Source organism: Micrococcus antarcticus (genome assembly GCF_044872765.1).
Classification (GTDB): domain Bacteria; phylum Actinomycetota; class Actinomycetes; order Actinomycetales; family Micrococcaceae; genus Micrococcus.
Window position 1 is genome coordinate 149,142 of sequence record NZ_CP085253.1, and the last position, 23,297, is coordinate 172,438.

Annotated in this window: 20 protein-coding genes; 17 read left to right on the plus strand and 3 right to left on the minus strand. The window is 74.8% G+C overall.

Annotation, left to right across the window (positions count from 1 at the left end; genetic code table 11):
• Positions 1-9 precede the first annotated feature (9 nt).
• A complete protein-coding gene (locus LG274_RS00710; RefSeq protein WP_248115109.1) occupies positions 10-495 on the minus strand; it encodes a DUF3515 family protein in 486 nt (161 codons plus the stop codon).
• A gap of 116 nt (positions 496-611) precedes the next feature.
• Between LG274_RS00710 and LG274_RS00715 the strand changes: the two genes are divergently transcribed.
• From LG274_RS00715 to rsmD, 4 genes are read left to right on the plus strand one after another with little or no spacing between them, the layout of a single operon-like run.
• Positions 612-1,799, plus strand: coding sequence for an LCP family protein (locus tag LG274_RS00715; RefSeq protein ID WP_404464836.1), 1,188 nt, complete (start codon positions 612-614; stop codon positions 1,797-1,799).
• Complete coding sequence (locus LG274_RS00720) at positions 1,796-2,800, plus strand: DAK2 domain-containing protein (protein ID WP_404464838.1); 1,005 nt, start codon at positions 1,796-1,798, stop codon at positions 2,798-2,800. The genes LG274_RS00715 and LG274_RS00720 overlap by 4 nt, the downstream gene beginning before the upstream one ends.
• Positions 2,790-5,030: an ATP-dependent DNA helicase RecG gene (locus tag LG274_RS00725; protein WP_404464840.1), complete on the plus strand. Its 2,241-nt coding sequence runs from the start codon at positions 2,790-2,792 to the stop codon at positions 5,028-5,030. The genes LG274_RS00720 and LG274_RS00725 overlap by 11 nt, the downstream gene beginning before the upstream one ends.
• A gap of 4 nt (positions 5,031-5,034) precedes the next feature.
• On the plus strand, positions 5,035-5,622 hold the full coding sequence (rsmD, locus tag LG274_RS00730) for a 16S rRNA (guanine(966)-N(2))-methyltransferase RsmD (RefSeq protein ID WP_248115102.1): 588 nt from the start codon (positions 5,035-5,037) through the stop codon (positions 5,620-5,622).
• A gap of 64 nt (positions 5,623-5,686) precedes the next feature.
• Here the strand turns inward: rsmD and LG274_RS00735 are convergent, their stop codons facing one another.
• Positions 5,687-6,934 carry an aminotransferase class I/II-fold pyridoxal phosphate-dependent enzyme gene (locus LG274_RS00735; protein WP_404464843.1) on the minus strand — a complete coding sequence of 416 codons (1,248 nt, stop codon included), beginning with the start codon at positions 6,932-6,934 and terminating at the stop codon, positions 5,687-5,689.
• Between the two features lie 91 nt (positions 6,935-7,025).
• Here LG274_RS00735 and coaD point away from each other — a divergent pair, with 91 nt between their 5' ends.
• The 13 genes from coaD to LG274_RS00800 all read left to right on the plus strand — a co-directional run bounded on the left by coaD (position 7,026) and on the right by LG274_RS00800 (position 21,734).
• The gene (coaD, locus tag LG274_RS00740) at positions 7,026-7,541 is read left to right on the plus strand and encodes a pantetheine-phosphate adenylyltransferase (RefSeq protein WP_248115099.1); all 516 of its coding nucleotides are present in this window, start codon (positions 7,026-7,028) and stop codon (positions 7,539-7,541) included.
• Complete coding sequence (galU, locus tag LG274_RS00745; RefSeq protein ID WP_248115098.1) at positions 7,538-8,449, plus strand: UTP--glucose-1-phosphate uridylyltransferase GalU; 912 nt, start codon at positions 7,538-7,540, stop codon at positions 8,447-8,449. Before coaD ends, galU begins: the two co-directional genes overlap by 4 nt.
• Before the next feature lie 149 nt (positions 8,450-8,598).
• A complete protein-coding gene (locus tag LG274_RS00750) occupies positions 8,599-9,171 on the plus strand; it encodes a DUF177 domain-containing protein (RefSeq protein WP_248115097.1) in 573 nt (190 codons plus the stop codon).
• A 2-nt stretch (positions 9,172-9,173) separates the two neighbouring features.
• Entirely contained in the window at positions 9,174-9,377 is a 204-nt protein-coding gene (gene rpmF, locus LG274_RS00755) for a 50S ribosomal protein L32 (RefSeq protein ID WP_248115096.1), read from the plus strand.
• 73 nt (positions 9,378-9,450) lie between these two features.
• On the plus strand, positions 9,451-10,113 hold the full coding sequence (gene rnc / locus LG274_RS00760) for a ribonuclease III (protein WP_248115095.1): 663 nt from the start codon (positions 9,451-9,453) through the stop codon (positions 10,111-10,113).
• Positions 10,114-10,120: 7 nt separating this feature from the next.
• A complete protein-coding gene (gene mutM / locus LG274_RS00765) occupies positions 10,121-11,032 on the plus strand; it encodes a bifunctional DNA-formamidopyrimidine glycosylase/DNA-(apurinic or apyrimidinic site) lyase (protein ID WP_404464847.1) in 912 nt (303 codons plus the stop codon).
• A 32-nt stretch (positions 11,033-11,064) separates the two neighbouring features.
• The gene (locus LG274_RS00770) at positions 11,065-12,318 is read left to right on the plus strand and encodes an LCP family protein (RefSeq protein WP_404464850.1); all 1,254 of its coding nucleotides are present in this window, start codon (positions 11,065-11,067) and stop codon (positions 12,316-12,318) included.
• Positions 12,311-13,543 (plus strand): glycosyltransferase family 4 protein, encoded by a 1,233-nt coding sequence (locus tag LG274_RS00775; RefSeq protein ID WP_404464853.1) that lies wholly within the window; start codon positions 12,311-12,313, stop codon positions 13,541-13,543. Before LG274_RS00770 ends, LG274_RS00775 begins: the two co-directional genes overlap by 8 nt.
• A 35-nt stretch (positions 13,544-13,578) precedes the next feature.
• Positions 13,579-14,352 (plus strand): hypothetical protein, encoded by a 774-nt coding sequence (locus tag LG274_RS00780; protein WP_404464855.1) that lies wholly within the window; start codon positions 13,579-13,581, stop codon positions 14,350-14,352.
• The gene (locus tag LG274_RS00785) at positions 14,345-16,543 is read left to right on the plus strand and encodes a glycosyl transferase (RefSeq protein ID WP_343282372.1); all 2,199 of its coding nucleotides are present in this window, start codon (positions 14,345-14,347) and stop codon (positions 16,541-16,543) included. Before LG274_RS00780 ends, LG274_RS00785 begins: the two co-directional genes overlap by 8 nt.
• Before the next feature lie 91 nt (positions 16,544-16,634).
• Entirely contained in the window at positions 16,635-17,882 is a 1,248-nt protein-coding gene (gene wecC / locus LG274_RS00790; RefSeq protein WP_343282373.1) for a UDP-N-acetyl-D-mannosamine dehydrogenase, read from the plus strand.
• Positions 17,883-18,101: 219 nt separating this feature from the next.
• The gene (locus LG274_RS00795) at positions 18,102-19,877 is read left to right on the plus strand and encodes a glycosyltransferase family 4 protein (protein ID WP_404464857.1); all 1,776 of its coding nucleotides are present in this window, start codon (positions 18,102-18,104) and stop codon (positions 19,875-19,877) included.
• Between the two features lie 51 nt (positions 19,878-19,928).
• Positions 19,929-21,734, plus strand: coding sequence for a hypothetical protein (locus tag LG274_RS00800; protein ID WP_404464859.1), 1,806 nt, complete (start codon positions 19,929-19,931; stop codon positions 21,732-21,734).
• A gap of 18 nt (positions 21,735-21,752) precedes the next feature.
• On the opposite strand, the gene LG274_RS00805 is transcribed toward LG274_RS00800, so the two are convergent.
• Positions 21,753-23,093, minus strand: a complete 1,341-nt coding sequence (locus tag LG274_RS00805) for a hypothetical protein (RefSeq protein ID WP_343282376.1) — start codon at positions 23,091-23,093, stop codon at positions 21,753-21,755.
• Positions 23,094-23,297 lie beyond the last annotated feature (204 nt).

The window sequence follows — 23,297 nt, forward strand, 5'->3', positions numbered from 1 at the left end:
CGGGCGGCCTCAGCCCACGGGCGTCGCGTCCTCCAGGTTCACGCACGCGCGCTCGGCGGGGATGCGGGCCACGGCGGAGGACAGGCCGGTCATCACCGAGTCCGAGCTCGCCCGGTCCTTCGCGAAGAGCACCTCGACGGCGGGCGTGCGGCCGTACGTGGTGAGGCGCCAGTTCGCGTCCTCGTCCCGCACCACCCAGTCCACCTCGTCCACGCGCAGGCACGGGTCCGTGGTGGGGCCGGGGGAGGGCACGCCGCAGCGCAGCACGACGGCCGCCGGGTCACCCCACACGGCGGTGGCCTGGCTGTCCGTGGGGCGCAACGGGAGGTCGGCCAGCTCGTCCGGCATGGCGATCATGGCGGGGGCGCACGCGGGGTCCGCGGCGTCGGGGGCGGCCTCCACGGTGGCCGTGCGGCCGGAGCACGCGGTGGTGGCCAGGGCGACGGCGGCCAGCAGGGCGGACAGGCGGACCGGAGCGGGGACGCGGGACGGCATCCTCCCAGGATAGGGGGCGGGCCCTGTCGCGTCGCCCCGGTGGCCTAGCATGGACGGGATCGACCCGCCGACCCGCGCGCCGCGTCCGGCGCCCCCGCACAGCAGGAGTACACGCCGTGAACAGCGCCCCCGCCTCCGCACCGGACGAGACCCTGCACCGCGCGCCGCGCCGCCGCCGGCCCGTGCTGCTCATCGTCCTGGCCGTCCTCCTGGCCGCCGTGCTGGCCCTCGGCATCACCGCCGCCGTGTACCTCTCCGGTCTGGCCCGCTCGGTGGACGAGGACACCCAGCGCTTCGACGGCGGTGCGTTCCCCGCGGAGTCGCTGCGTCCGGCGGAGCCCGGGAAGGACGGCGCGGGATCGGACGGCGACGGGAGCGGCGGGAACGACGGCAAGGGCGCGGCCGCCGGCAACGCCGCTCCCGGCGTGTGGACCCCCACCGCCCCGCCGCCCGGCGTGGACCCGACGATGGCCGAGGCCGCCGCCCAGGGCCCCGAGGCCCCCGCTGCGGACGAGAAGGCGGACGGCGCCGCCGTCGACTTCCTCCTCGTGGGCGAGGACGCCGGCGCGGAGGGCCGCGGCGAGACCGGCCGCTCCGACACGATGATGTGGGTCCATGTGCCCGGCGACCGCAGCCGCGTGGACGTCATGTCCGTCATGCGCGACCTCTGGGTGCCGATCCCCGGCCAGGGCGACCGCAAGGTCAACGCCGCCTACTCGCTCGGCGGGATCCCGTTGACCGTGAGCACCGTGGAGAACATGTTCCAGGCGCGCGTGGACCACGTGGTGGCGGTGGACCTGGCCGGCTTCCAGGGCCTCGTGGACGCCCTCGGCGGCGTGACCGTGCTGAACCCCACCGCGTTCACCTCCACCGGCGGCGTGGACTTCCCGGCGGGGACGGTGCAGATGGACGGGGCGAAGGCCCTGGTCTACGCCCGTGAGCGCTACACCCTGCCGCGCGGCGACTACGACCGCGTGGAGAACCAGCAGCGCCTCGTCAAGGCGATCATGGCCGAGTTCCTCTCCATGGACACCCTCTCGGACCCGGGCCGCGTGCAGCAGTCCGTGGAGCGCTTCGCCCCCTACCTGACCCTGGACGACTCCCTGGACTCGGGCGCCCTCGCCTCCCTCGCGTGGTCCCTGCGCGACGCGCGGGACGCCCCGATCGTCACGAGCACCGTGCCCACGCTGGGCGTCGGCACGGCGGGGGACAACCAGTCCGTCGTGTGGCCCGACTGGGCCGGCATCCGCGCGATCGGCAAGGGTATCCGCACGGGCGGCCTCGGCGAGGTCGTCGGGCAGTGAGCACCCCGAGCGGGCCGACGTCCGTGGAGCGCTGGCTGGTCCTCGCCGAGGACCTGGTCGGCCGTGCCGCGCCCCGCCTCAACGCCCTGAACGTCTTCCCGGTGCCGGACGCTGACACGGGGTCGAACATGCTCGCGACCCTGCGAGCCGCCCGCGCGGCCGCGGAGTCGGCGGAGACCGCTGACGTCGGGGCGGTCATGGCGCGGGTGGGCCGGGCCGCCCTGGACGCGGCGCACGGCAACTCGGGGACGCTCCTCGCCGTCGCCCTGGCCGGCGCGTCCGGGCCGCTGCGCGGCCGCCGGGAGGTGCGCGTGGCGGACCTGGCCGCGGCCTTCGGCGCGGCGGACGAGGCGGCGCGCGCCGCGCTCTCCGAGCCCCAGGAGGGCACCATCCTCACCGTGCTCACCGCGGCGGCCGAGAGCCTGGAGCGCTCGGCGGCCGAGGCGCCGTCGGGCACCGGGGAGGACTCCCGGCTGGCGGACGCCGTCACCGCGATGGTGGCGGGCAGCCTGCGAGCGGTGGAGGGGACGGAGGCGCTCCTGCCCACGCTCGCGGACGCCCACGTGGTGGACGCCGGCGCCGTGGGCCTGCTGTGGGTGCTCGAGGCCCTGCGCTCGGCCGTGACCGGCACCGAGGTGGACGCCGAGCTCGCCGCCGCTCTGCACGGGTACGCGGACGAGTCCCGCGAGGCCGTGGCCGCGCCCGCGGGGCACACGGCCGGCGTCGAGGTCATGGGCACTCTCGCGCTGACCCCCCTGGACGCCGCGGAGCTGCGCCGCCGCCTGGACGCGGTGGGGGACTCGCTGATCCTCGCCCCCGTGTCCAGGGAGCTGGACGAGCAGGGGCGGGTGCCGTGGCGCGTCCACGTGCACGTGCCCCGCGCCGAGGACGCCGTGGACGTGCTGCGCGCGGCGGGCGAGCCCGCGGGCCTGTCCGTCACAGACCTGAGCGCGCCGGCCCACGCGCACCGTCACGAGGCCGACGGGCGCCATGGCCGCTGACGTCGCCGTCACGGACCTGCCCCTCACCGAGGTGCTCTCCGGCACGCTGCCCGGGCGCCTCGAGAAGGAGCTCGGGCTCCGCACCGTCGGGGAGCTGCTGGACCACACGCCGCGCCGCTGGGTCGAGCGCGGGGAGCTGACGCCGATCGCGGCGCTCCCGTGGGACTCCGAGGTCACCGTGGTGGCCGTCGTCGAGTCCGTGAGCACCCGCCAGATGCGCAGCCGCGGCGGGTTCATCGTGGACGTGACCGTGGCGGACCCCTCCGTGGCCGGCGTGCCCGGGGCGAGCCTGTCCATGGCCTTCTTCAACGGCCACGACGCGCGCCGCCGCCTGGCCCCCGGCGTCACCGCCATGTTCCAGGGGAAGACCACCGAGTACCGCGGGCGGATCACGCTCAACAACCCGGACTTCGCGCTCCTGGACGACGACGTCGCGCCCGGCGAGGTGGACGTGCGCCCCGTGCCGATCTACCGCTCCACGGGCAAGCTGCCGAGCTGGACGGTCCGCTCGGCGCTCCAACGGGTCCTCGAGACCGTGGACCTGGACCGGATCCCGGAGGTCCTGACGCCCGAGATCCGCGCGATGACCGCCGCCGACCTCGACCTGGACGCACCCCTGCCCGGCACCGCCCAGGCCTACCGGGACCTCCACGCGCCGGACGACGTGGCCGACACCGGCCCCGCCCGCACGGCCCTCGCCCTGCGCGAGGCACTCGTGGTGCAGGCCGCGCTGGCGTGGCGCCGCAGCCGGGAGCGGGCCGTCCCCGCGGTCCCGCGCCCGCCCCGCGCCGGCGGGCTGCGGGAGTCCCTCGACGCGCGCCTGCCCTTCACGCTGACCGCGGGCCAGCGGCGCGTGGGGGAGGAGCTCGCCGCCGAGCTCGCCCGCGAGAGGCCGATGAGCCGCCTGCTCCAGGGCGACGTGGGCGCGGGCAAGACCCTCGTGGCCCTGCGCGCGATGCTCCAGGTGGTGGACGCCGGCGGCCAGGCCGCACTCGTGGCCCCCACGGAGGTCCTCGCCGCCCAGCACCACCGCGCCCTGCTGCGCCTCATGGGCCCGCTGGCCGACGACGGCGCCCGCGGGCTCGGCGGCGTCGGCACCCTCGGCCTCGACGACGGCCGGGAGGGCCCCCACACGGGCGTCGTCCTCGTGACCGGGTCCCAGCGGGTCGCCGCCCGGCGCGAGGCGCTGCTCGCGCTCGCCTCGGGGGAGGCGGGGATCGCCGTCGGGACGCACGCCCTGCTCTCGGACACGGTGGGGTTCGCGGAGCTCGCGCTCGCCGTGGTGGACGAGCAACACCGCTTCGGCGTGGACCAGCGCGAGGCCCTGCGCCGCGCCAACCCGGGCACGCACCTGCTCGTCATGTCCGCCACGCCCATCCCGCGCTCGGTGGCCATGACCGTCTTCGGCGACCTCGACCTCACCGTCCTCGAGGGCCTGCCCTCCGGCCGCCAGCCGGTCACCACGCACGTCGCGCGGATGGCGCACGGCCCGCGCGTGATCGGGCGCGTGTGGGAGCTGATCGCGGAGCACGTCGCCGCGGGGCACCAGGCCTTCGTGGTGTGCCCGCGGATCGACCCGGACGACGCGGACCCGGGCCACGCGAACGTGACGGAGATGGCCCCGCGGCTCGAGGCGCTGCCCGCGCTCGCGGCCGCCCGCCCGGGCGGGGCGCGGATCGGGGTGGTGCACGGCCGGATGGACCAGGCCGAGCAGGACACCGCGATGCAGGCGTTCGCGCGCGGGGAGACGGACGTGCTCGTGGCCACCACCGTCGTGGAGGTGGGCGTGGACGTGCCCAACGCCACCGTCATGGCCGTGCTGGACGCGGACGACTTCGGCCTCTCCACCCTCCACCAGCTGCGCGGCCGCGTGGGCCGCGGCCCCGGCGCGTCCGTGTGCCTCCTGGCCACGCGCCTGCCGGACGGGCACGCCTCCCTGCGCCGCCTCGAGGTGCTCGAGCAGACCCAGGACGGTCTGCGGATCGCGCAGGAGGACCTGGCCCACCGCGGCGTCGGCGACGTCCTCGGGGCGCAGCAGTCCGGCCTGGCCTCCGGGCTGCGCCACGTGGACGTCATCGCGGACGCCCCGCTCATCGGCCTGGCCGCGGACGCCGTGGCGCGCATCATGGCAGCCGGCGAGGGGCTCTCCGCGCACCCGGCGCTGGCCGCCGAGGTGACCCGCTGGGAGGGCGAGCACCTCATCGCCGCCGACTACCTCGAGAAGGGCTGACCCCGTGTCCCGCATCATCGCCGGCGCCGCCGCCGGCCGCCCCCTGCGCTCCGTGCCCGGCACGGGCACCCGCCCCACGACGGACCGCACCAAGGAGGCCCTCTTCTCCTGGCTCTCCGCGCGGGACTGGACGGACGGCACCCGCGTGCTCGACCTCTACGCCGGCTCCGGCTCGCTGGGGTGCGAGGCGGCGAGCCGGGGCGCGGCGAGCGTCGTGCTCGTGGAACGGCACCGCCGCGCCGCCGAGGTGTGCCGCGCCAACGCGGCGATGGTCAACGAGGCCCTCGGGAGGACAGTGGTGAGCGTGCGCGCCTCCTCCGTCGAACAGGTGCTCGCCGTCGGCGGGGCGCAGGGCCTCGAGGACGGAGGCGAGCCCGTGGACCTCATCCTCGCCGACCCGCCCTATCCCGAGGCGGGGGAGGCGTTCCACGCCGTCCTCGCCGCTGCCGCCGCGCGGCTCAGCCCCGGCGGGCTGCTCGTGCTGGAGCGCTCCGCGCGCGACCCGGCCCCGCGGCGCCCGGCCACGCTCGAGGAGGTCGACGTGCGCGCGTACGGCGAGACCGCCCTCTACCTGTGGCAGGACGAGCGCTGAGCCCCGTGTCCCCGCTCGGCGGGTGGGGGCCCGACGGCACGCGGCCGCGCGGGAGAGGGGAGCGTCAGCCCCGGCGCAGCCGGGGCGCGGCCTCGGCGAGGCGCCGCATGCCCTCGGCCACCACGTCCTCGGACTTGCAGAACGCCAGCCGCAGCCAGGAGGCGAGGTGGGCGTCGGCCGGATCGTCCGTCGGCCGGCACAGCGCGCTCACCGGGATGCCCGCGACGCCGGCCTCGCGCACCCAGTCCCGCACGGCCGCCGAGGCGTCCGTCACGCCCCAGGGGGCCAGGTCCACCACCACGAAGTAGCCGGCGTCCGGCACCACGGGCTCCAGGCCCACGGCGCGCAGCCCTGCCACGAGGGCGTCCCGCGTGGCGCGGTACCGCTCCCGCTGCCCCACGAGGTGCGCCTCGCCCCGCGGCAGGTAGGCGGCCATGGCCGCCTGGTACGCCGGGCCCGTGGAGAAGGTGAGGTACTGCTTCACGGCGCGCACCGCGGCCACGAGCTCGGCGGGCCCGGCCAGCCAGCCCACCTTCCACCCGGTCACGGCGAACGCCTTCCCGGCCCCGGACGCCGTCAGGGCGATCTCCCGGGCCCCGGGGATCGAGCGCAGGGAGACGTGCTCGCCCTCGAACACGAGGTGCTCGTACACCTCATCGGAGAGGATCAGCACGCCGCGCTCCCGGCACAGCCGCACGATCTCCTCGAGCAGGGCGCGCGGGTACACCGCGCCGGTCGGATTGTGCGGGGTGTTGAGGATGAGCAGCCGGGTGCGGTCGGTCAGCGCCGCCGCGATCCGGGCCGGGTCGGGCAGGAACGCGGGCGGCTCCACGGGCACGGTCACGTGGCGGGCGCCGGCCAGGGCGACGGTCGCGGCGTGGGAGTCGTAGAACGGCTCCACCGTCACCACCTCGTCGCCGGGGCCGACGAGGGCCAGCACGGTGGCGGCGATCGCCTCCGTCACCCCGGCGGTGACCAGCAGCTCGGCGTCCGGGTCCTCCGTCACGCCCCAGTGCGCCCGCCGGTGCTCGACGACGGCGCGGCGCAGCGCCGCGTCCCCGCCGCCGGGCGCGTACTGGTTCGGGCCCGCGAGGACGGCGTCCGCGGCCAGGCGCAGCAGGTCCGCGGGGCCGTCGGCGTCGGGGAAGCCCTGCCCCAGGTTCACGGCACCGTGCTCGGCCGCGAGGGCCGTCACCGTCTCGAAGACGGTGGGCGCGGGGACGCCCCCGCGCAGCAGCCCGGTGGCCTCGGCGGCGCGGCGCCATGGTCCGGGGACGGCGGCGGGAGTCGGGCGGGGGGCCGGGGTGTCCATGGCGGCCACTGTACTTTCCGGCCGGCCGGCCCGCGGGCGGGGGCGGAGAGCGGTCCTCGCCCCCGCCGGTCCCCCGGGGTAGGTTGGGCGCATGCGCCGTGCCGTCTGCCCCGGATCCTTCGACCCGCTGCACAAGGGTCACGTCGAGGTCATCATGCGGGCCGCCAACCTCTTCGACGAGGTGATCGTGGCCGTCTCCGTGAACCCCAAGAAGACGTACCGGTTCACCGTGGACGAGCGCATCGAGATGGTCGAGGCCACGGTCTCCTCCCTGTCCGGCGTGAGCGCCCGGCCCATGGGGACCGGCCTGCTCGCCGAGTTCTGCCGCTCCGTGGGCGCGGACACCATCGTGAAGGGCCTGCGGGACGGCGCCGACCTCGCCTTCGAGGCGCCCATGGCCACGATGAACCGCCACCTCACGGGCGTGGAGACCGTGTACCTGCAGGCCGATCCGCGGTTCGCCCACCTCTCCTCCTCCCTCATCAAGGAGGTCCACGGCCTGGGCGGAGACGTCCGCGACTTCGTCCCCGCCGCCGTGCTGCGGCGCCTGAACGCCGCACCGTCCCCGTCCGCCGTCCCCGACCCGTCCAGGAGCACCCGTCCATGACCGAGCAGACCCCCACCCGCCCGCGCACGCGCAAGGCCGTCATCCCGGCCGCCGGCCTGGGCACGCGCTTCCTCCCGGCCACGAAGGCCATGCCCAAGGAGATGCTGCCGGTGGTCGACCGCCCTGCCATCGAGTACGTGGTGGCGGAGGCCCGCCGCGCGGGGCTGTGCGACGTCCTGATGATCACAGGCCGCAACAAGCGCGCCCTCGAGGACCACTTCGACCGCCACCCGGCCCTCGAGGCCACGCTCGAGCGCAAGGGAGACCAGAAGCGCATCGACCTGATCCGCGAGTCGGACCTCGTGGGGGACATCCACTACGTGCGCCAGGGCGCCGCGCTCGGCCTCGGCCACGCCGTCGGCTGTGCGCGCCGCCACGTCGGGGACCAGCCGTTCGCGGTGCTCCTGGGCGACGACCTGATCGGCGCCGACGACGACCTGCTGGTCCGCATGATCGACGCCCAGGAGCGCCTCGGCGGCTCCGTCGTCGCGCTCATGGAGGTCCCGGAGGAGGCCGTCTCCTCGTACGGCGTGGCCGCCGTCGAGGCCGTGGAGGGCACCGACGAGGTGGTGCGCGTGACCGGGCTCGTGGAGAAGCCCGCCCGCGAGGACGCCCCCTCTCGTCTCGCGGTCATCGGCCGCTACGTGCTCTCCCCGGCGGTGTTCGACGTGCTCGAGGAGACCGCTCCGGGCCGCGGCGGCGAGATCCAGCTGACGGACGCGCTGCAGACCCTCGCGGAGGGCGAGGGCGAGGGGTACGGCGTGCACGCCGTCGTCTTCGAGGGCCGCCGCTACGACACGGGGGACAAGCTGGGCTACCTCCAGGCCGTGGTGGAGCTCGGCGTGGACCACCCCGAGCTCGGCGACGACCTGCGGGCCTGGCTCAAGGGGTTCGCCGCCGGACTCTGAGGCGCGCCGCCCGTGCGCCGCTTTGGCGTGGAACGGGGCAGCCGCTAGGATGGGCTGTCGGTCCATCGTGGCCTGACCCTGCCTGCACGCGTCGAACGGTCCGATCCGGACAGTCGGCGCGGCCCGTCCCACCGCCGAGAGGAGCGATCATGGACACCGACGAACGCCCCGACGCGGGGTCGCCGTGGGTCATCTCCGTGCGCGACCTCCTGCGCGGAGCCGGGATCCAGCGTCACGTGACGGCCCAGTGGCCCGCCCCCGAGGGGGTGAGCACGCCTGTCCTCGGCGTCCCCGCGGGGGACCTCGTGGACGTCGAGCTGCGCCTCGAGGCCGTCCACGAGGGCGTGCTCGTCACCGGCACCGCGGACGCGGACCTGGTGGGCGAGTGCGGCCGCTGCCTGACCCCTCTGCGCGAGGGGATCACCGTGGACCTGCAGGAGCTGTTCCTCACCGGCGCGTCCCGGGACGAGGCCGGCGACCAGCCGATCGTGGTGCACGAGACCGTGGACCTGGAACCCGTGTTCCGGGACGCCGTGGTCATCACCCTGCCGTTCCAGCCGCTGTGCCGGCCGGACTGCGAGGGCCTGTGCGCCGACTGCGGCATCCGCCTCGAGGACGCGCCCGAGGGGCACGTCCACGAGCGCGTGGATCCGCGCTGGGCGGCGCTCGCCGCCCTCGCGGGCACCGAAGAGACCTCCAACACCGAGACAGAAGAGAGATAGCCGTGGCAGTCCCGAAGCGGAAGATGTCCCGTTCCAACACCCGTTCCCGTCGTTCCCAGTGGAAGGCCGAGGCCCCCACGCTGGTCAAGACCGTGGAGAACGGCCGCGTGTCCTACCGCCTGCCCCACCAGGCCGAGCTGAAGACCGACGCCGCCGGCACCCCGCTGTTCTTCGAGTACAAGGGCCGCAAGGTCGCTGACGCCTGAGATGGCGTCGTCACCGGCTCGCCGCGGGGTCGCCCCCGCGCCGGAGACACCTGAACTGTTCGAGCGTCTCGGCGTGCACATCACGTCCGAGACGCTCGAACGTGCTTTGACGCACCGTTCGTACGCGTACGAGCACGGCGGCCTGCCCACCAACGAGCGCCTCGAGTTCCTCGGGGACTCGGTGCTGGGCTACGTGGTCACGGACCACATCTTCGCCGTGTACCCGGACCTGCCCGAGGGCGACCTCGCCCGGCGCCGGGCCGCCGTCGTCTCGACGCGTGCGCTCGCGAAGGTGGCTCGCCGGATCGGCATCGGCCCGTTCATCAAGCTCGGCACGGGCGAGGCCCGCACGGGCGGCGCGGACAAGGACTCGATCCTCGCGGACAGCCTCGAGGCCCTCATCGGCGCCACCTACGTGGACCACGGGGCGGTGGCCGCCGCGGCCCTCGTGCACCGGCACGTCGTGCCGCTGCTCGACGAGCCGGACCTGATGCGCGAGAGCACCGACTGGAAGACCGTGGTGGCCGAGGCCGCCAGCCGGCACCGCCTCGGCGAGGTCGTGTACGTCATCGAGGGGCAGGGCCCCGCGCACGACCCGCGCTACCGCGCCACCCTGCGTGTGGGCGGGAAGGACTACGGCTCCGCCGTCGCCAGCTCGAAGAAGCAGGCCGAGCGCGAGGCCGCGGCCGAGTCCTGGCCGGCCCTGGAGGCCGACCTGCCCGCCGCGGGGCGCTGAGCCCGCCGTGCCGGAGCTCCCCGAGGCCGAGGTCGTGCGCCGGGGCATCGCCCGCAGCGCCGCCGGTGCCGCCGCCGGCTCCCTCGAGGTGCTCGACGCCCGCTCGGTGCGCCGCAGCCCCGGGGGACCCGCCGCGCTGCGCGCGCGCCTCGACGGGGCCGTCCTCGCCGAGCCCGCGCGGCGCGGCAAGTTCCTGTGGCTGCCGCTCGCGGACGGCGACGACGCCGTCGTCGTCCACCTGGGGATGAGCGGCCAGGTGCTCGTGGACGAGCCCGCCGATCCTGACCCGCGCCACCTGCGGCTGCGCCTCCCGATCACCACGGGCGACGGCGCGGCGCGCGAGCTGCGGTTCGTGGACCAGCGGATCTTCGGCGGCTGGTGGCTGGACCCGCTCGTCACCGAGGCCGCGACGGGGGAGCGGATCCCCGCGACGGCGGCTCACATCGCCCTGGACCCCCTCCACCCGCTCTTCGACCCCGCGGCCGTGCACGACCGCCTGGCGCGGCGGCGCAGCGTCCTCAAGCGTGCGCTCCTGGACCAGTCGCTCGTGTCCGGGATCGGCAACATCTACGCGGACGAGGCGCTCTGGGCGGCTCGGCTGCACCCCGAACGCCCCACCTCCCGCCTGCGCCGCGCCGAGACCGTGGGCGTCCTCGAGGCCGTGCGGGAGATCATGGGGCGCGCCCTCGAGCAGGGCGGCACGAGCTTCGACGCGCTCTACGTGAACGTGGACGGGCGCTCCGGCGAGTATGCCCGCTCCCTGCAGGCGTACGGCCGCACGGGCTCGCCGTGCCGGCGCTGCGCGGCGGAGGGCGTCGTCTCCCTGATCGTGCGCGAGCCGTTCATGGGGCGGGCCTCCCACCGCTGCCCGCGGTGCCAGCCGCGACCTCGGCGGGCCTCCGCGCGCCCCGGTCCCTAGACTGTGCGGAGCCATTCCCGACAGGAGCCGACGTGACCCAGCCCCCGCAGACGCCGTGGACGCCTCGTGACCCCGCAGACGGCACGCCGCCCGAGGACTCCGTCGCGGAGCACTGGCAGCCGGCGGGGCCCACGCCCGCGTCGTCCCCCGCCCGGGGCCGACGCCGGCGTCGCCGCCGCTGGCCGTGGGTCCTCGGCCTCCTCGCGCTCCTGCTGGCGGCCGCCGTGGTGCTCGCGGGCTGGTACGCCGTCTCGCTCGGGCGCGTCTACGACGAGCAGCGGAAGACCGTGGACACCGGGGCGCTCGACGACGCCGGCTCCGGACCGATGAACATCCTTCTGCTCGGCTCCGACTCCCGCTCCGAGGAGGAGGGCGCGGACGCGGGCGACGGGCGCTCCGACACGATGATGCTGGTGCACCTCCCAGCGGACCGGGAGCACGTCTACATCATGTCGATCCTGCGCGACACGTGGGTGGAGATCCCCGGTCGCCACCAGGACAAGGTCAACGCGGCGTTCGCGATGGGCGGCTACCCGCTGGCCGTCGACACCGTGGAGCAGCTGATGGGCGTGCCCGTGCACCACCTCATGGAGGTGGACTTCCAGGGCTTCCGCGGCGTCACGGACGCCCTCGGCGGCGTGAAGGTCTGCAACCCCACCGCCTTCTCCTCGGGGCAGACCAATCCCTCCTACTTCCCGCGGGGCGAGATCCTCCTCCAGGACACCGCGGCCCTGCGCTACGTGCGGGAGCGCCACGCGTTCGAGGACGGGGACATGACCCGGGTGGAGAACCAGCAGCGCTACGTGGGCGGGGCCCTGGGGCGCTTCCTGAGCCCGGAGATCCTGGCGAACCCGGGCCGCACCTCCGACGTCGTCTCCGTCCTCTCCCGGCACCTCTCGGTGGACGACGGCCTGGACGCCGCCACCGTGGCGTCCCTGGCATGGCAGCTGCGCGAGGTGGGCCGCGAGGACGTGGAGATGTTCTCCGTGCCGATCGCCGGGTTCGGCCGCTCTCCCGGCGGCCAGTCCATCCTGGAGCTGGACCCGGCCAGGATGGACTCGCTGCGCTCCGCCCTCGCGGCGGACGACGTGCAGCGCTACATCGAGGCGGAGGAGGCCGCGCGCAGCCGCCGCGCGGCCGAGAAGGCCGCGGAGGCGTCCGCGTCCCAGAGCGCGTCCAGTTCCTCGACCACCGCGGAGCCGAGCCCGTCCTCGCCGTCCGCCCCGAGCTCGTCCGCGCCGCCGGCCCCGAGCCCCGCCGTCCCCGAGGAGGTCTGCGGTGGCTGACGCCCGCTCCGCGGGCCGTGCCCGCCCCCCGCGTCTGATGCTCGTGACGCACTCCTACCGCCCGGAGCGCACGCCTCCGGCGCGACGTTGGGCCGTCGTGGTCCGCGTGCTGCGCGAGGCCGGCTGGGACGTGGACGTGATCGCCCCCGGCGGACTGCGCGCCTCCCACGGCGACGACGGCGAGCGCCTCCTCCCCACGCCGCGGCTGGCACGCGGGGCCGGGAGCCGCAACGGACGCTTCGTGGAGGCCGTGGTGCACAGCGTGCTCGCGGTGCCGCGGGGCCTGCTGGCACCCCGCCCCGACGTCGTGGTGGCCACCGTCCCCGCCCTTCCCGTCGTGGTGGCCGGCTGGGCCCTGTCCCGCCTGCGCCGACGCCCCCTCGTGCTCGAGATGCGCGACGCGTGGCCGGACCTCGCCCACGAGGCCGGGGTGCACGAGGGCCCGCTGGGCAGGGCCATGGAGCGCGTCGTGGCGGGCGGGCAGCGGGCCGCGGACGTCGTCGTGACGGTGACCGAGGGCTTCGCCGAGACCCTGCGCGCGCGGGGGATGGGCGCGGTGGTGACGCTGGGCAACGGCGTGGATCTCGGCCGCGTGCGCACCGTGCCGCCCCGGGAACGGGCCGCCGGGGAGCTGCGTGTCCTCTACCTGGGCAACATGGGGGAGAGCCAGGGTCTCGAGCGCCTCGTGGAGGCCGCCGCCCGGATGCGCCGGACGCACCCCGGCGTGCAGGTGCGCCTCGTGGGGGATGGCACGCGCCGCGCGGCGCTCGAGGAGCTGAACGCCCGCCTGGGCGGCGCCGCGGAGCTCCTCGATCCCGTGTCCGGGGACGCGGTCGGCGAGCAGTACGCGTGGGCGGACACCCTCGTGGTCTCCCTGCGGCCGGACTGGCCGAGCTTCCGCCACACCGTCCCCTCCAAGACCTACGAGGTCCTCGCGGTCGGCCGTCACGTCACCGGCCAGGTGACGGGGGAGGCCGCCCACACGCTGGAGGCGGCCGGCGGCGCCGACGTCGTCGGCCCGGGCGTGGACGACCTCGTGGCGCACCTGGCCGCGCTCGCCGCGGACCCCGCCCGGACGGCCGTCGGCGACGGCGGGCGGGCGTGGGTGAGCGAGCACGCCCACCTGCCCGCGGTGGCGGCGCGGTACGAGCGACTGCTGCGGGGGTTGGCGGCGCCGGGACGGCGGTCCACTGCTACCCTCGAAGGGCCTGTCGGCCTTCCCTAAGGCTTTCCCCCACCCCCGTCAGATCAGGTCTCTTCATGCCTCGTCCCGAGATCCAGCACGGCCTCCGTCGCGCCGCCCGAGCCCTGCCGCCGGATGCCCGTGCGCGGTTGCGACGAGCCGGCGGGGTCGTCCTGCGTCAGCTCCCCACCCCCGTCGCCCAGGAGATCCGCGGCGTGTTCGGGGTCCGCTGGGGAACGGTCGGCAAGCGTGAGGCGGAAGCCGCGCGTGACGCGCTCGGTCTCGCGGGCGGCTCCAGGGGCCACACCGCGCCCAAGGGATTCGCGGGGCGGGCGGCCGCGTCCGTGGGCAGCGCCCCGGACGCCGGGGATCGCCTGGAGCGCGCTCTCGGGACCGTCGACACTGGGCGCTCGGGTGCGGGCCATCGTACGGTGGTGGGTCTCCTCGCTCCCGACGTGCGCGGGAGACTCGAGGCGGACGGGTACCGGGTCCTGCCGCTCCAGCCCGGGACCAGTGTGGCCGTGGCCACGCGAGCCGAGGTCGTCGTCATCGACCTCGAGGCCTTCACCGGGGTCTGGGCCGAAGCGCTCTCCACGTCCGGCGTCAGCCTGCTTCTGGAACTCCTTGCGGGCATCCGCGCCGCCTCCCGCGGCGGCGCCACCTGCTGGCTCCTCGTGCGCGGGGCACGCCGGTTCGAGATCGGTGCCCTCCTCCTGCAGCGCCACTCCTCGCTCATGCCCATCCATCCGGGCCGTTCTCGACCCGCGGTGCACTTCACCGAGGATCCGGGTGACGCGTCGTTCGGAATCGCCGACCTCCTGACCTCCGCCGAGGAGACCGCCCATGCCTGACACGTCCGTCCCGAACATCTCTTCGGTCCGCGTCCTCCTCTACGGTGACGTCAACCTCAACGTGATGGACGGCTCCGCGATCTGGCTCCCGTCCCTGGCCGAGACCTTCGCCCTCACCGGCGCCGAGGTCCACGTCCAGCTCAAGGCGGTGGAACGTCGCGACCTGCTGACCGGCCCGCTCCGCGCGCTGCCCGGGGTGACCGTGCACGATGCGCGGCTCCGACCGGGCGAGGAATCCATGACGCCGGCGCAGGCGGCCGAGGCTCTCGAGTCCCTGGACGCGGCACTGGACTTCGACGCCGTCCTCGTGCGCGGCAGCGAGATGTGCTTGGAGCTCGTGGAGCGCGGGCACCTGCAGGGCAAGCTGTGGTCCTACATCACCGAGTACGGCTACATCGGGGGCGGCTTCCCTGACGCGCTGGTCCGGCGTGTCAGCCGCATCGCTGAAGGAAGCCGGCTCATGCTGGCGCAGACCGAGCACGCCCGCGCGGTCCTCGAAGCGCTGGTGCCCGCGGCGGCGGGGAGGACCGAGATCCTCTCTCCGATGGTGCCGGACCACGTCCGTCCCCTCCTCGCGGCGGAGCGGGCCGAAGGCGCCCTCCACCTGATCTACACCGGCAAGTTCGCGCATGACTGGCGCACCGATCGCATGCCCGAGATCCTCGAGGCACTGCGGCAGAGCGGGATGGACGCCCGCCTGACGATGGTGGGCGACAAGGTCCACCGGGAGCCGAATCACCCCGGCTGGGCGGCACGCATGCAGGAGACCCTGGCCTCCCAGACGCCCGGATTCACCTGGACCGGCGCCATGAGCCGGGAGGACAGCATGGCCGCCATGGCCCGCTCGCATGTGTCCCTGGGCTGGCGCGCGCCCGCCCTCGACCTCTCCCTCGAGATCTCGACCAAGGTGCTGGAGAGCTGTGCCTTGGGGGTGCCCCCGCTGGTCAACCGCACCACGATCCATGAGGACCTGCTGGGGGCCGACTATCCGCTCTTCGTCGACGCGCTCGGGGACGGCCCGGATGAGATCGCCGCGGTCCTCGCGTCCGCCCAGCCCCGGCTGGCCGAGCTGTCCGCCCACGTGCTTGAGGCGGCGGAGCCCTATCGGATGTCTCACCGCGCCGAGGCACTGACTCGCATCCTGGAGCGGGTGGGCGCGGTCCGCCGTCCTCGGGCGCTGGCGGTGCCTGCCGAGGCCCGAACCAAGGTCCTCCTCGCCGCACACGACCTCAAGTTCGCCGGGGAGCTCGTGGACCTGCTCCACGCCGACCCGGATGTCGAGCTGCGCATCGACCACTGGGAGAGCCTGCACAAGCACGACGAGGCCGCGTCAGGCCGACTGCTCGAGTGGGCGGACGTGGTGGTGTGCGAGTGGGCGGGGCCCAACGCCGTGTGGTTCTCCCAGCGGGTCCGGCCTGATCAGCGGCTCGTCGTCCGTCTCCACATGTTCGAATTCCGGGGCGCATGGCTCGCGGACATCGACGTGTCCCGGATCGACGCCCTGGTCGTCGTGTCTGACGTGACCCGTCGACGGGTCACCGAGGCGATGGACATCGACTCCGACCGGATCCATGTCATCCCCAATGCGGTGTCCTTCAGGGACCTGGCTCGTCCGGGGCGTGAGGGTCGGAGCTTCCGCCTCGGCATGGTGGGCATCGTCCCCCTGCTGAAACGACCCGATCGCGCGATCGACCTCCTCGCCCGCCTGCGGGCGCGCGACGACCGCTTCACGCTCCACATTCGAGGCCGCATGCCGTGGGAGTACCCCCACGTGTGGCGCAAGCCCCTGGAGCGAGAGGGCTACCTGGACCTCTTCGCGCGTCTCGGGGCATCCGGGCTGCGGGAAGCCGTGGCGTTCGAGCCGTTCGGCGCCGACATGGGGACCTGGTACACGAAGATCGGCTGGATGCTCTCACCCAGCTCCACGGAGAGCTTCCACCTCGCCCCCGTCGAGGGAATGGTCTCCGGCGCGGTGCCGGTGGTCTGGGACAGGGACGGCGCGAAAGGTGTCTTCGGGGAGCGGTGGGTCGTGTCCGATGCCGAAGGGGCGGCGCAGCGGATCCTGGGCGCGGTGACGACCGACGGTGGGTGGGAAGACCTCTCGGTCAGGGCCGTCGCGGATGCCGAGCAGTACGACGAGGTCGTCGTGGCGGACCTGTGGCGGGCCGTCGTGCTCCCACCCCGCGCCTAGCCTCGAGCGATCGACGCCTTCCTATACTCGAATGACATCTTGAGCTTGCACTGCACTGCAGGGTGGCGAGCCACACATCGAAGGGACTTCCGTGAGCAGCATCAACACCGTCGCCGTCATCGGCCTGGGATACATCGGTCTGCCGACCGCCGCCATCCTCGCCGAGAACGGCATGACCGTGCTCGGGGTCGACGTCAGCGAGCGCACCGTCGCCGCGGTGAACGCCGGCACCGTGCCGTTCGTGGAGCCTGACCTCGCCGAGTTCGTCCAGCGGAACGTGGAGGCGGGCCGTCTCTCGGCATCGCGTGAGACGCCCCAGGCGGATGCCTACATCGTCGCCGTTCCCACCCCCTTCAAGGGTGACCACGCCCCGGATCTCTCCTACATCGAGTCCGCCTCTCGTGCCCTGTCGCCCCAGCTGCGCGGGGGTGAGCTCGTGATCCTCGAATCGACGTCGCCCCCCGGCGCCACCGAGCACATGGCGGAGGTGATCCTGGAAGCGCGGCCGGACCTCAAGGACGCCGGTCTGGAATTCGCGCACTGCCCGGAGCGGGTGCTGCCGGGCCGGGTCATGGTGGAGCTCGTCACGAACGACCGCATCGTCGGCGGCTCGACCCTCGCGGCCGCCCGCCGGGCCGAAGAGCTCTATCGGACCTTCTGTGAGGGAGAGATCCTCCTGACGGACACCCGCACGGCGGAGATGGCCAAGCTGGTGGAGAACTCCTTCCGCGACGTCAACATCGCCTTCGCCAACGAACTGTCCCTGATCTGCGCCGAGCAGGGCATCGACGTCTGGGAGCTCATCGAGCTCGCCAACCACCACCCGCGCGTGAACATCCTGCAGCCCGGTCCCGGTGTGGGCGGGCACTGCATCGCCGTGGACCCCTGGTTCATCGTCGATGCCGCCCCGAGCACCGCCCGCCTCATCCGAGCCGCTCGCGAGATCAACGACGCCAAGCCCCGCTGGGTGATCGGCCAGGTGAAGGCCGCCGCCTTCGACGTGCAGCAGGAGACCGGTCGCGCCCCCGTCGTCGCCGCCCTCGGCCTGGCGTTCAAGCCGAACATCGACGATCTGCGCGAGTCGCCCGCCCTGAACATCGCGGTGGACCTGGCCGACCAGTTCCATGCCTCCTCGGTCCTGGTGGTCGAGCCGCATGTGGACGCGCTCCCGCCGCGCCTCGCCGACAAGCCCAACGTCCAGCTGGTGACGGCTGACGAGGCGGTGGCGCAGGCGGACATCGTCCTGCTGCTGGTGGATCACGACGCCTTCGCGGGGCTCGGTGAGCGGGTTCGGGACAAGCGTGTCATCGACACGCGCGGACAGTGGCGCCGGAGCTGACGGGCCGGTGACCCGGGGGCGGGCAGGAGTGCTGTCCCGCCCCGGAGGGAACCCCGCGGGTCATCTGGCGGCACCAGGTCCCACTCTGGCCGCCCGTCCGGGCGCCCGACCTGGATAGAGTGGGCGGCGCGCCGGACGAGTTCCATGTGCACCGGCGTCCGGGCGAGGTACACGGGAGGGTCAGTGGATCAGCAGAGCATCTCCGGTCTCCTGGGACGAGTGAGGGAGGTCCCCTGGGCGCGCCACGCCGCGCTGACCGCCCAGATCGTCGCCGAGCACGTCGTGGATGATCCGCTGCAGCTGCTCCTGCAGGGCTCCCGCCGGCTGCCCGCCGCGTGGCGGGGCCCCCTCGGCACGCTCGTCACCACGACCGCCGGCCGAGGTTCGGGGCTCGGCTCCGTGGCCGCCGCCGTTGGACTGGAGATGCAGGGCCGCACCGCCGAGGCCCGCGCCCGTGTCGCCGGAGGAACCGGCGATGCCCGGCCCGTCGCCGCCGCCGCCGTCGCCCGCGCGGACGCCGCCCTGCTGCTCGGCGACGCCGCCCTCGCCGCCGGCCTGCTGGAGGCCGTCCCGGAGAATGGCCGCGGCACCGCGTGGCACGCCGCCGCCGCCCGCCTGGCGCTGCACCGCGGGGACCTCGACGCCGCCGTCGCCGCGTCGGACCGTCGTGGGCTCGGCGACCTGCACGAGCGCATGGCGGGGGAGGCGGCCGCCTTCGCGGGGCACCGCCCGCACGTGCCCCGCCCCGCGTCCTACGCCCCCGTGCCGGGGCGCGTCCTCCACGTGCTCACCAACTCCCTGCCCCACACCGGGTCCGGCTACGCGCAGCGCAGCCACTCGACGCTGCGCGCGCTCGCGGACGCCGGGGTGCACGTGGAGGCCGTCACCCGGCCGGGCTGGCCGGCCCAGGTGGGCGTCCCGTGGGCGGCGCGCCAGGACATGGTGGACGGGATCCACTACCGCCGCCTCACCCCGTGGCGCCTGGCCCAGGGGACCGCGGCCCGCATGGATCAGCACGCGCGCCTCCTCGCGGCGGAGGTCGACCGGTTCCGGCCGCAGGCGCTGCACACCACCACCCACTTCGTGAACGCCGTGGCGGTGCGGGCCGTGGCCGAGGCCTATGGCATCCCGTGGGTCTACGAGGTCCGGGGCCAGCTCGCGGACACGTGGGCGTCCAAGCGCGACGCCGCCGCCCTCACCTCCCAGCGCTACCGCGAGTTCGTGGCGCGTGAGGAGGAGGCGGCACGGTCCGCGGACGCCGTCGTGACCCTGGGGGAGACCATGGCCGCCCGCCTGCGGGCCCAGGGCGTGGCCCCGCAGGACATCACCGTGTGCCCCAACGCGATCGGCGAGGCGTTCCTGGCCGAGCCGCCCACCCGCGCGGCCGCCCGCCGCCGTCTGGGGCTGGCCGAGGACCACGTCTACATCGGCACCGTGTCCTCCCTGGTGGGATACGAGGGGCTCGACACCCTCCTGCGCGCCGCGGCCCTCCTGATGCCGGACCACCCCTCCCTGCGGGTGTCCATCGCCGGCGACGGGGTCAGCCTTCCGGCCCTCCGCAGCCTCGCCTCGGACCTCGGGATCGCGGACCGCGTGCGCTTCCCCGGCCGCGTCGCCCGGTCCGAGGCGCTGTGGGAGCAGGTCAGCCTGGACGTGTTCATCGTGCCCCGCCGCGACCTGCCGGTCACCCGCGCGGTGACGCCCATGAAGTCGGTGGAGGCGTCCGCCGTGGGCACGCCCGTGGTGGCCTCGGACCTCCCCGCGCTCGCCGAGCTCGTGCAGGACGGCGTCACCGGACTGCTCGTGCCGGCGGAGGACCCGGCGGCGTGGGCGCGGTGCCTCGGGGACCTCCTCGCGGAGCCCGGACGGCGGGAGTCGCTCGGATCCGCCGGACGCGCCTGGGCCGTGGGCACCCGTACGTGGGAGGCGAATGCGCGGCGGTATCGTGACCTCTACGAACGGCTCGGCGTGGAGGTTCCTCCCGGGCGAGACTGACGTCCCCCCCGCCCCTGGTGCCGGGGTGTGATCCGAGACTGAGGAGAGACCGTGACCGACTTCCTGGTGGCCGTGCGCACGTCGCGGGTGGAGGAGCAGGACAGGGCGGCCACGGGACGCCTGCTCGAGTCCGTGGCACGCGGCTACGCGTCGTTCGTGGGTATGGACTACGAGCCCGAGCCGGCGCTCGTGCATCCGTCCGCCTCGACGTCGGCGCTGGTGTTCGCCCGGCGGGGCACCGAGCCCGTGCTCCCGGCGCGCGGCGATCGGTGGGCCGTGATGGCCGGTGCCGAGGACGCGGCCGACCTGGCGGACGCTGTGCGGCTGCGCGCGGGACGCCTGGTCTACGAGCGGCCGGTGTGGGGTCACTACGCCGCCGTGCTGGTGGAGCGCTGGACGGGCCGGGTCACCGCGTGGAACACGGTGCCGGCCTTCGAGGCCGTTCACTGGGGTCAGGACGGCCGACAGGTCTACCTGTCGAACCGGCCGCTGCTCGTCGCCCTGGCGCTGGCGGGCGGGCGACGCGACGCCGTAGCCCTCTCCCCGGCCTACCTGGCGGAGTACCTGTCCTTCGGCTACTCCATGACGGGGCAGTCCCCGTTCGAGAACGTGCGCGTGCTCCCCGTGGACCGCGCCGTCCAGGTCCATGACGGCCGGGTCACGGACGTCGACGCCCCCGCGGGGCTCACCCATCCGCTCTCCGCCGACCACACGCCCGAGGAGGGCGCCGACGCGCTGGCGGACGCGATGCGTGCGTCCGCCGACCGCGTGGAGCGACGCGTGGGAGACCGGCCGCTGCAGCTGCGGGTCTCCGGCGGCGCGGACAGCCGACTCCTCATCGGGCTGATGCGCGGACGCGGCATGTCGATCTCGACCCTGACGTACGGGCAGGACCACGATCTCGACGTCCGCCTCGGCCGCATCCTCTCGGAGAGTGCGGGCCTGCCCTTCCGCATGTCCACTCCGCCTCTCGCCCCGGGTGACGACGTCACGGAGCAGCTGAGCGCCACCCTCCGCCGGAGTCGGGGCGTCCCTCCGTCCGAGGCCCACACCGGTCGATACCTCGGTGCGGACGTCGGCGGTCCCGGGGAGGCCGTGATGCTGGGGAACTGGCCGCTCTTCAAGGGCGGGGCGGCCAAGAGCTTGCGCTACACGCAGGAGTCCGCCCAGGAGGCGATGCTCTCCTCGGCTTCCGGCGCGGTGCGCCCGGGCGTCCGCGCGGGGCATGACGCCTGGCTGCGCGACTGGTTCCGGACCCAGCCCGCCAACAATCCCGTCGAGTCGATGTACCTGTTCGCCCGCCAGTTTAGGTCGGGGCGGTGGATGCAGGGACACATCAGCCTCTACTCCGCTGACGCGATGGTCGCCTACCCCCTGGGCGACGCCGAGGTCACAGCGGTGGCGGACGTGCTGGCGATGGCGGAGAAGGTCTCGTACCGCGCCGCCTTCGGCGCGCTCGCCCGGGTGTGGCCCGAGGGGACGGCCATCCCTCTGGACGGCAAGCCGTGGAAGTTCGAGCTCGCCGGTCCCGACCCGTCCTGGTCGGGTGACCACTACGAGGATCGGATGCGTCCGTTGCCACCGCTCGAACCCCGGGCCGGCCACGTTCCTGCCGCTGAACGGGGGGAGCACTCCGGCGCCGCCGCCGCTGAGCTGGCCTCCGACATCGTCCGGTCGGAGGGCTTCGGCGCGCTGGCGCCGTTGCTCGCGGAGGAGTGGCTCCGGGCCATCGGCGCGACGGCGGAGTCCGGGAGTGCCGCCCTTCCGGCGGGGGTTTCCATGCGGGAGTTCCGCAAGACGCTCTGGCGCATTCGCACGGCGGACCTGTGGTTCGGGGCCTCCTGGCTGCGGGGCTGACGCCTCCGCCGTGCCGGGTCAGCGCAGGCCCAGCACGGCGTCGGCCAGCGCGGGCACGACGCGCCGCTCGCCGAAGCGCTCCTCCACGTACGCCGCCGCCTCCGCCGTGAGCTGGGACCAGCGTGCCGTGTCGGCGACCTCGTCGTGCAGGCGCCGGGCCATCTCGTCCGTCGACGCGGCCAGCCAGTCCGGCGGGTAGAGCAGGTCCGCGCCGGCCCACGCGAGGGAGCGCGGCAGGCACCCGTGCACGGCCCCGTCGGGCAGGGTGAAGTGGAAAGACTCGAAGTCGGAGACGGACAGGACGACGCCCACCCTCGTGTACCACGCACCCATGTCTGGGCCGTGCGGGTCCCAGCGCACCGCGCTCTCCAGCAGGGGATCCTCGGCCATCCGGCGGGCCTGCTCGGCGAAGTACGCGGCCTCCTCGGGGCGGGCCGTCATCCATGCGACGTCTTCCGGACGATGGCCGCGGATGACCAGCCGGAAACGCGACTCCTCCGCACGCAGCGTGGCGAGGAGGTCCAGGGCGCGATGCAACCCCTTGCGCGCGGGGAGGACACCCACCAGGCCCAGCGTGAACCGGCGAAGCGGGTCGGTCTCGTCGGTCGACGGAGGGCGGCGCCCGGGGATCCGGACGGCGTTGGGGATCCAGAGGGCGCGCTCCGCGGGGAAGCCGGTGTCCCGCAGCACCTGGGCGCGCACGTGCTCCGCCACGAACACCCATGAGTCGACGGCGTCCCGCCGCACCCGCCGGGGGAACTCGGTCGACGCCTCCTGGAGATGAGTGCGGACCGTGAGCCGGGTTCCGTCCGGCCGATGTCGTGAATACCACGCGGCATTGCCGAGCGACCACTCGCAGTGCACGACGTCGGCCCACTGGGCCAGGGCCGCGCTCGCGCCGGGATCGTGCCGGGCGTGACCGCGCCATTCGTCCACCCGCACCTCGTGCCCCCGGGCGCGGAGCTCCTCGAGGAGGCCGCCTGCGAACTTGAGGTCGTGGCCGGCTACGACCACCCGGCGCGGCTCGGCGCCCACTCGGACCCGAGGCGGCGGTGGTGCGGGCGGTGGGGTGAGCGGAGTCCCTCTCCGGACCAGCTCGAGCCGTGCCGCGCGTCCGCGGGCTGCCAGGACGGCGGGCGGAGCGGCGGCGTCCGCAGGGCTCAGGAGCGCGCGCCCGGCCGCGGCTGCGAGGTCTCGCAGTGCAGGGGACGACCGTTCCGGGTGCGGCACCACCACGGCGTCGACCAGCGAGAGCGCCTCGGTCCAGCGTCCCGGCGCGTCCGTGCCGGCGACGGCTCCGGGGACCACGAGGACGCCGGGAACCTGCCGGCCGTGGGCTCGGTGGAGCAGCCGCGCCATCCGCGGACCGCAACGCCGCGTGTCAGTCACCACGGTGTGCAGGCCCCCACCCTTCAGAGACCGGGCACGGGAGGCGGCCAGCGCGACGGCGTCTTCGGGCCGCCACGTTCCGGGCTCGGCGGGGTCCACGGGCAAGAGCAGGACACCGGGGGACCGGGGTGTCCTCGGTCCCAGGGGGTTCCACGCGTCGAGCGAGAGTCGACG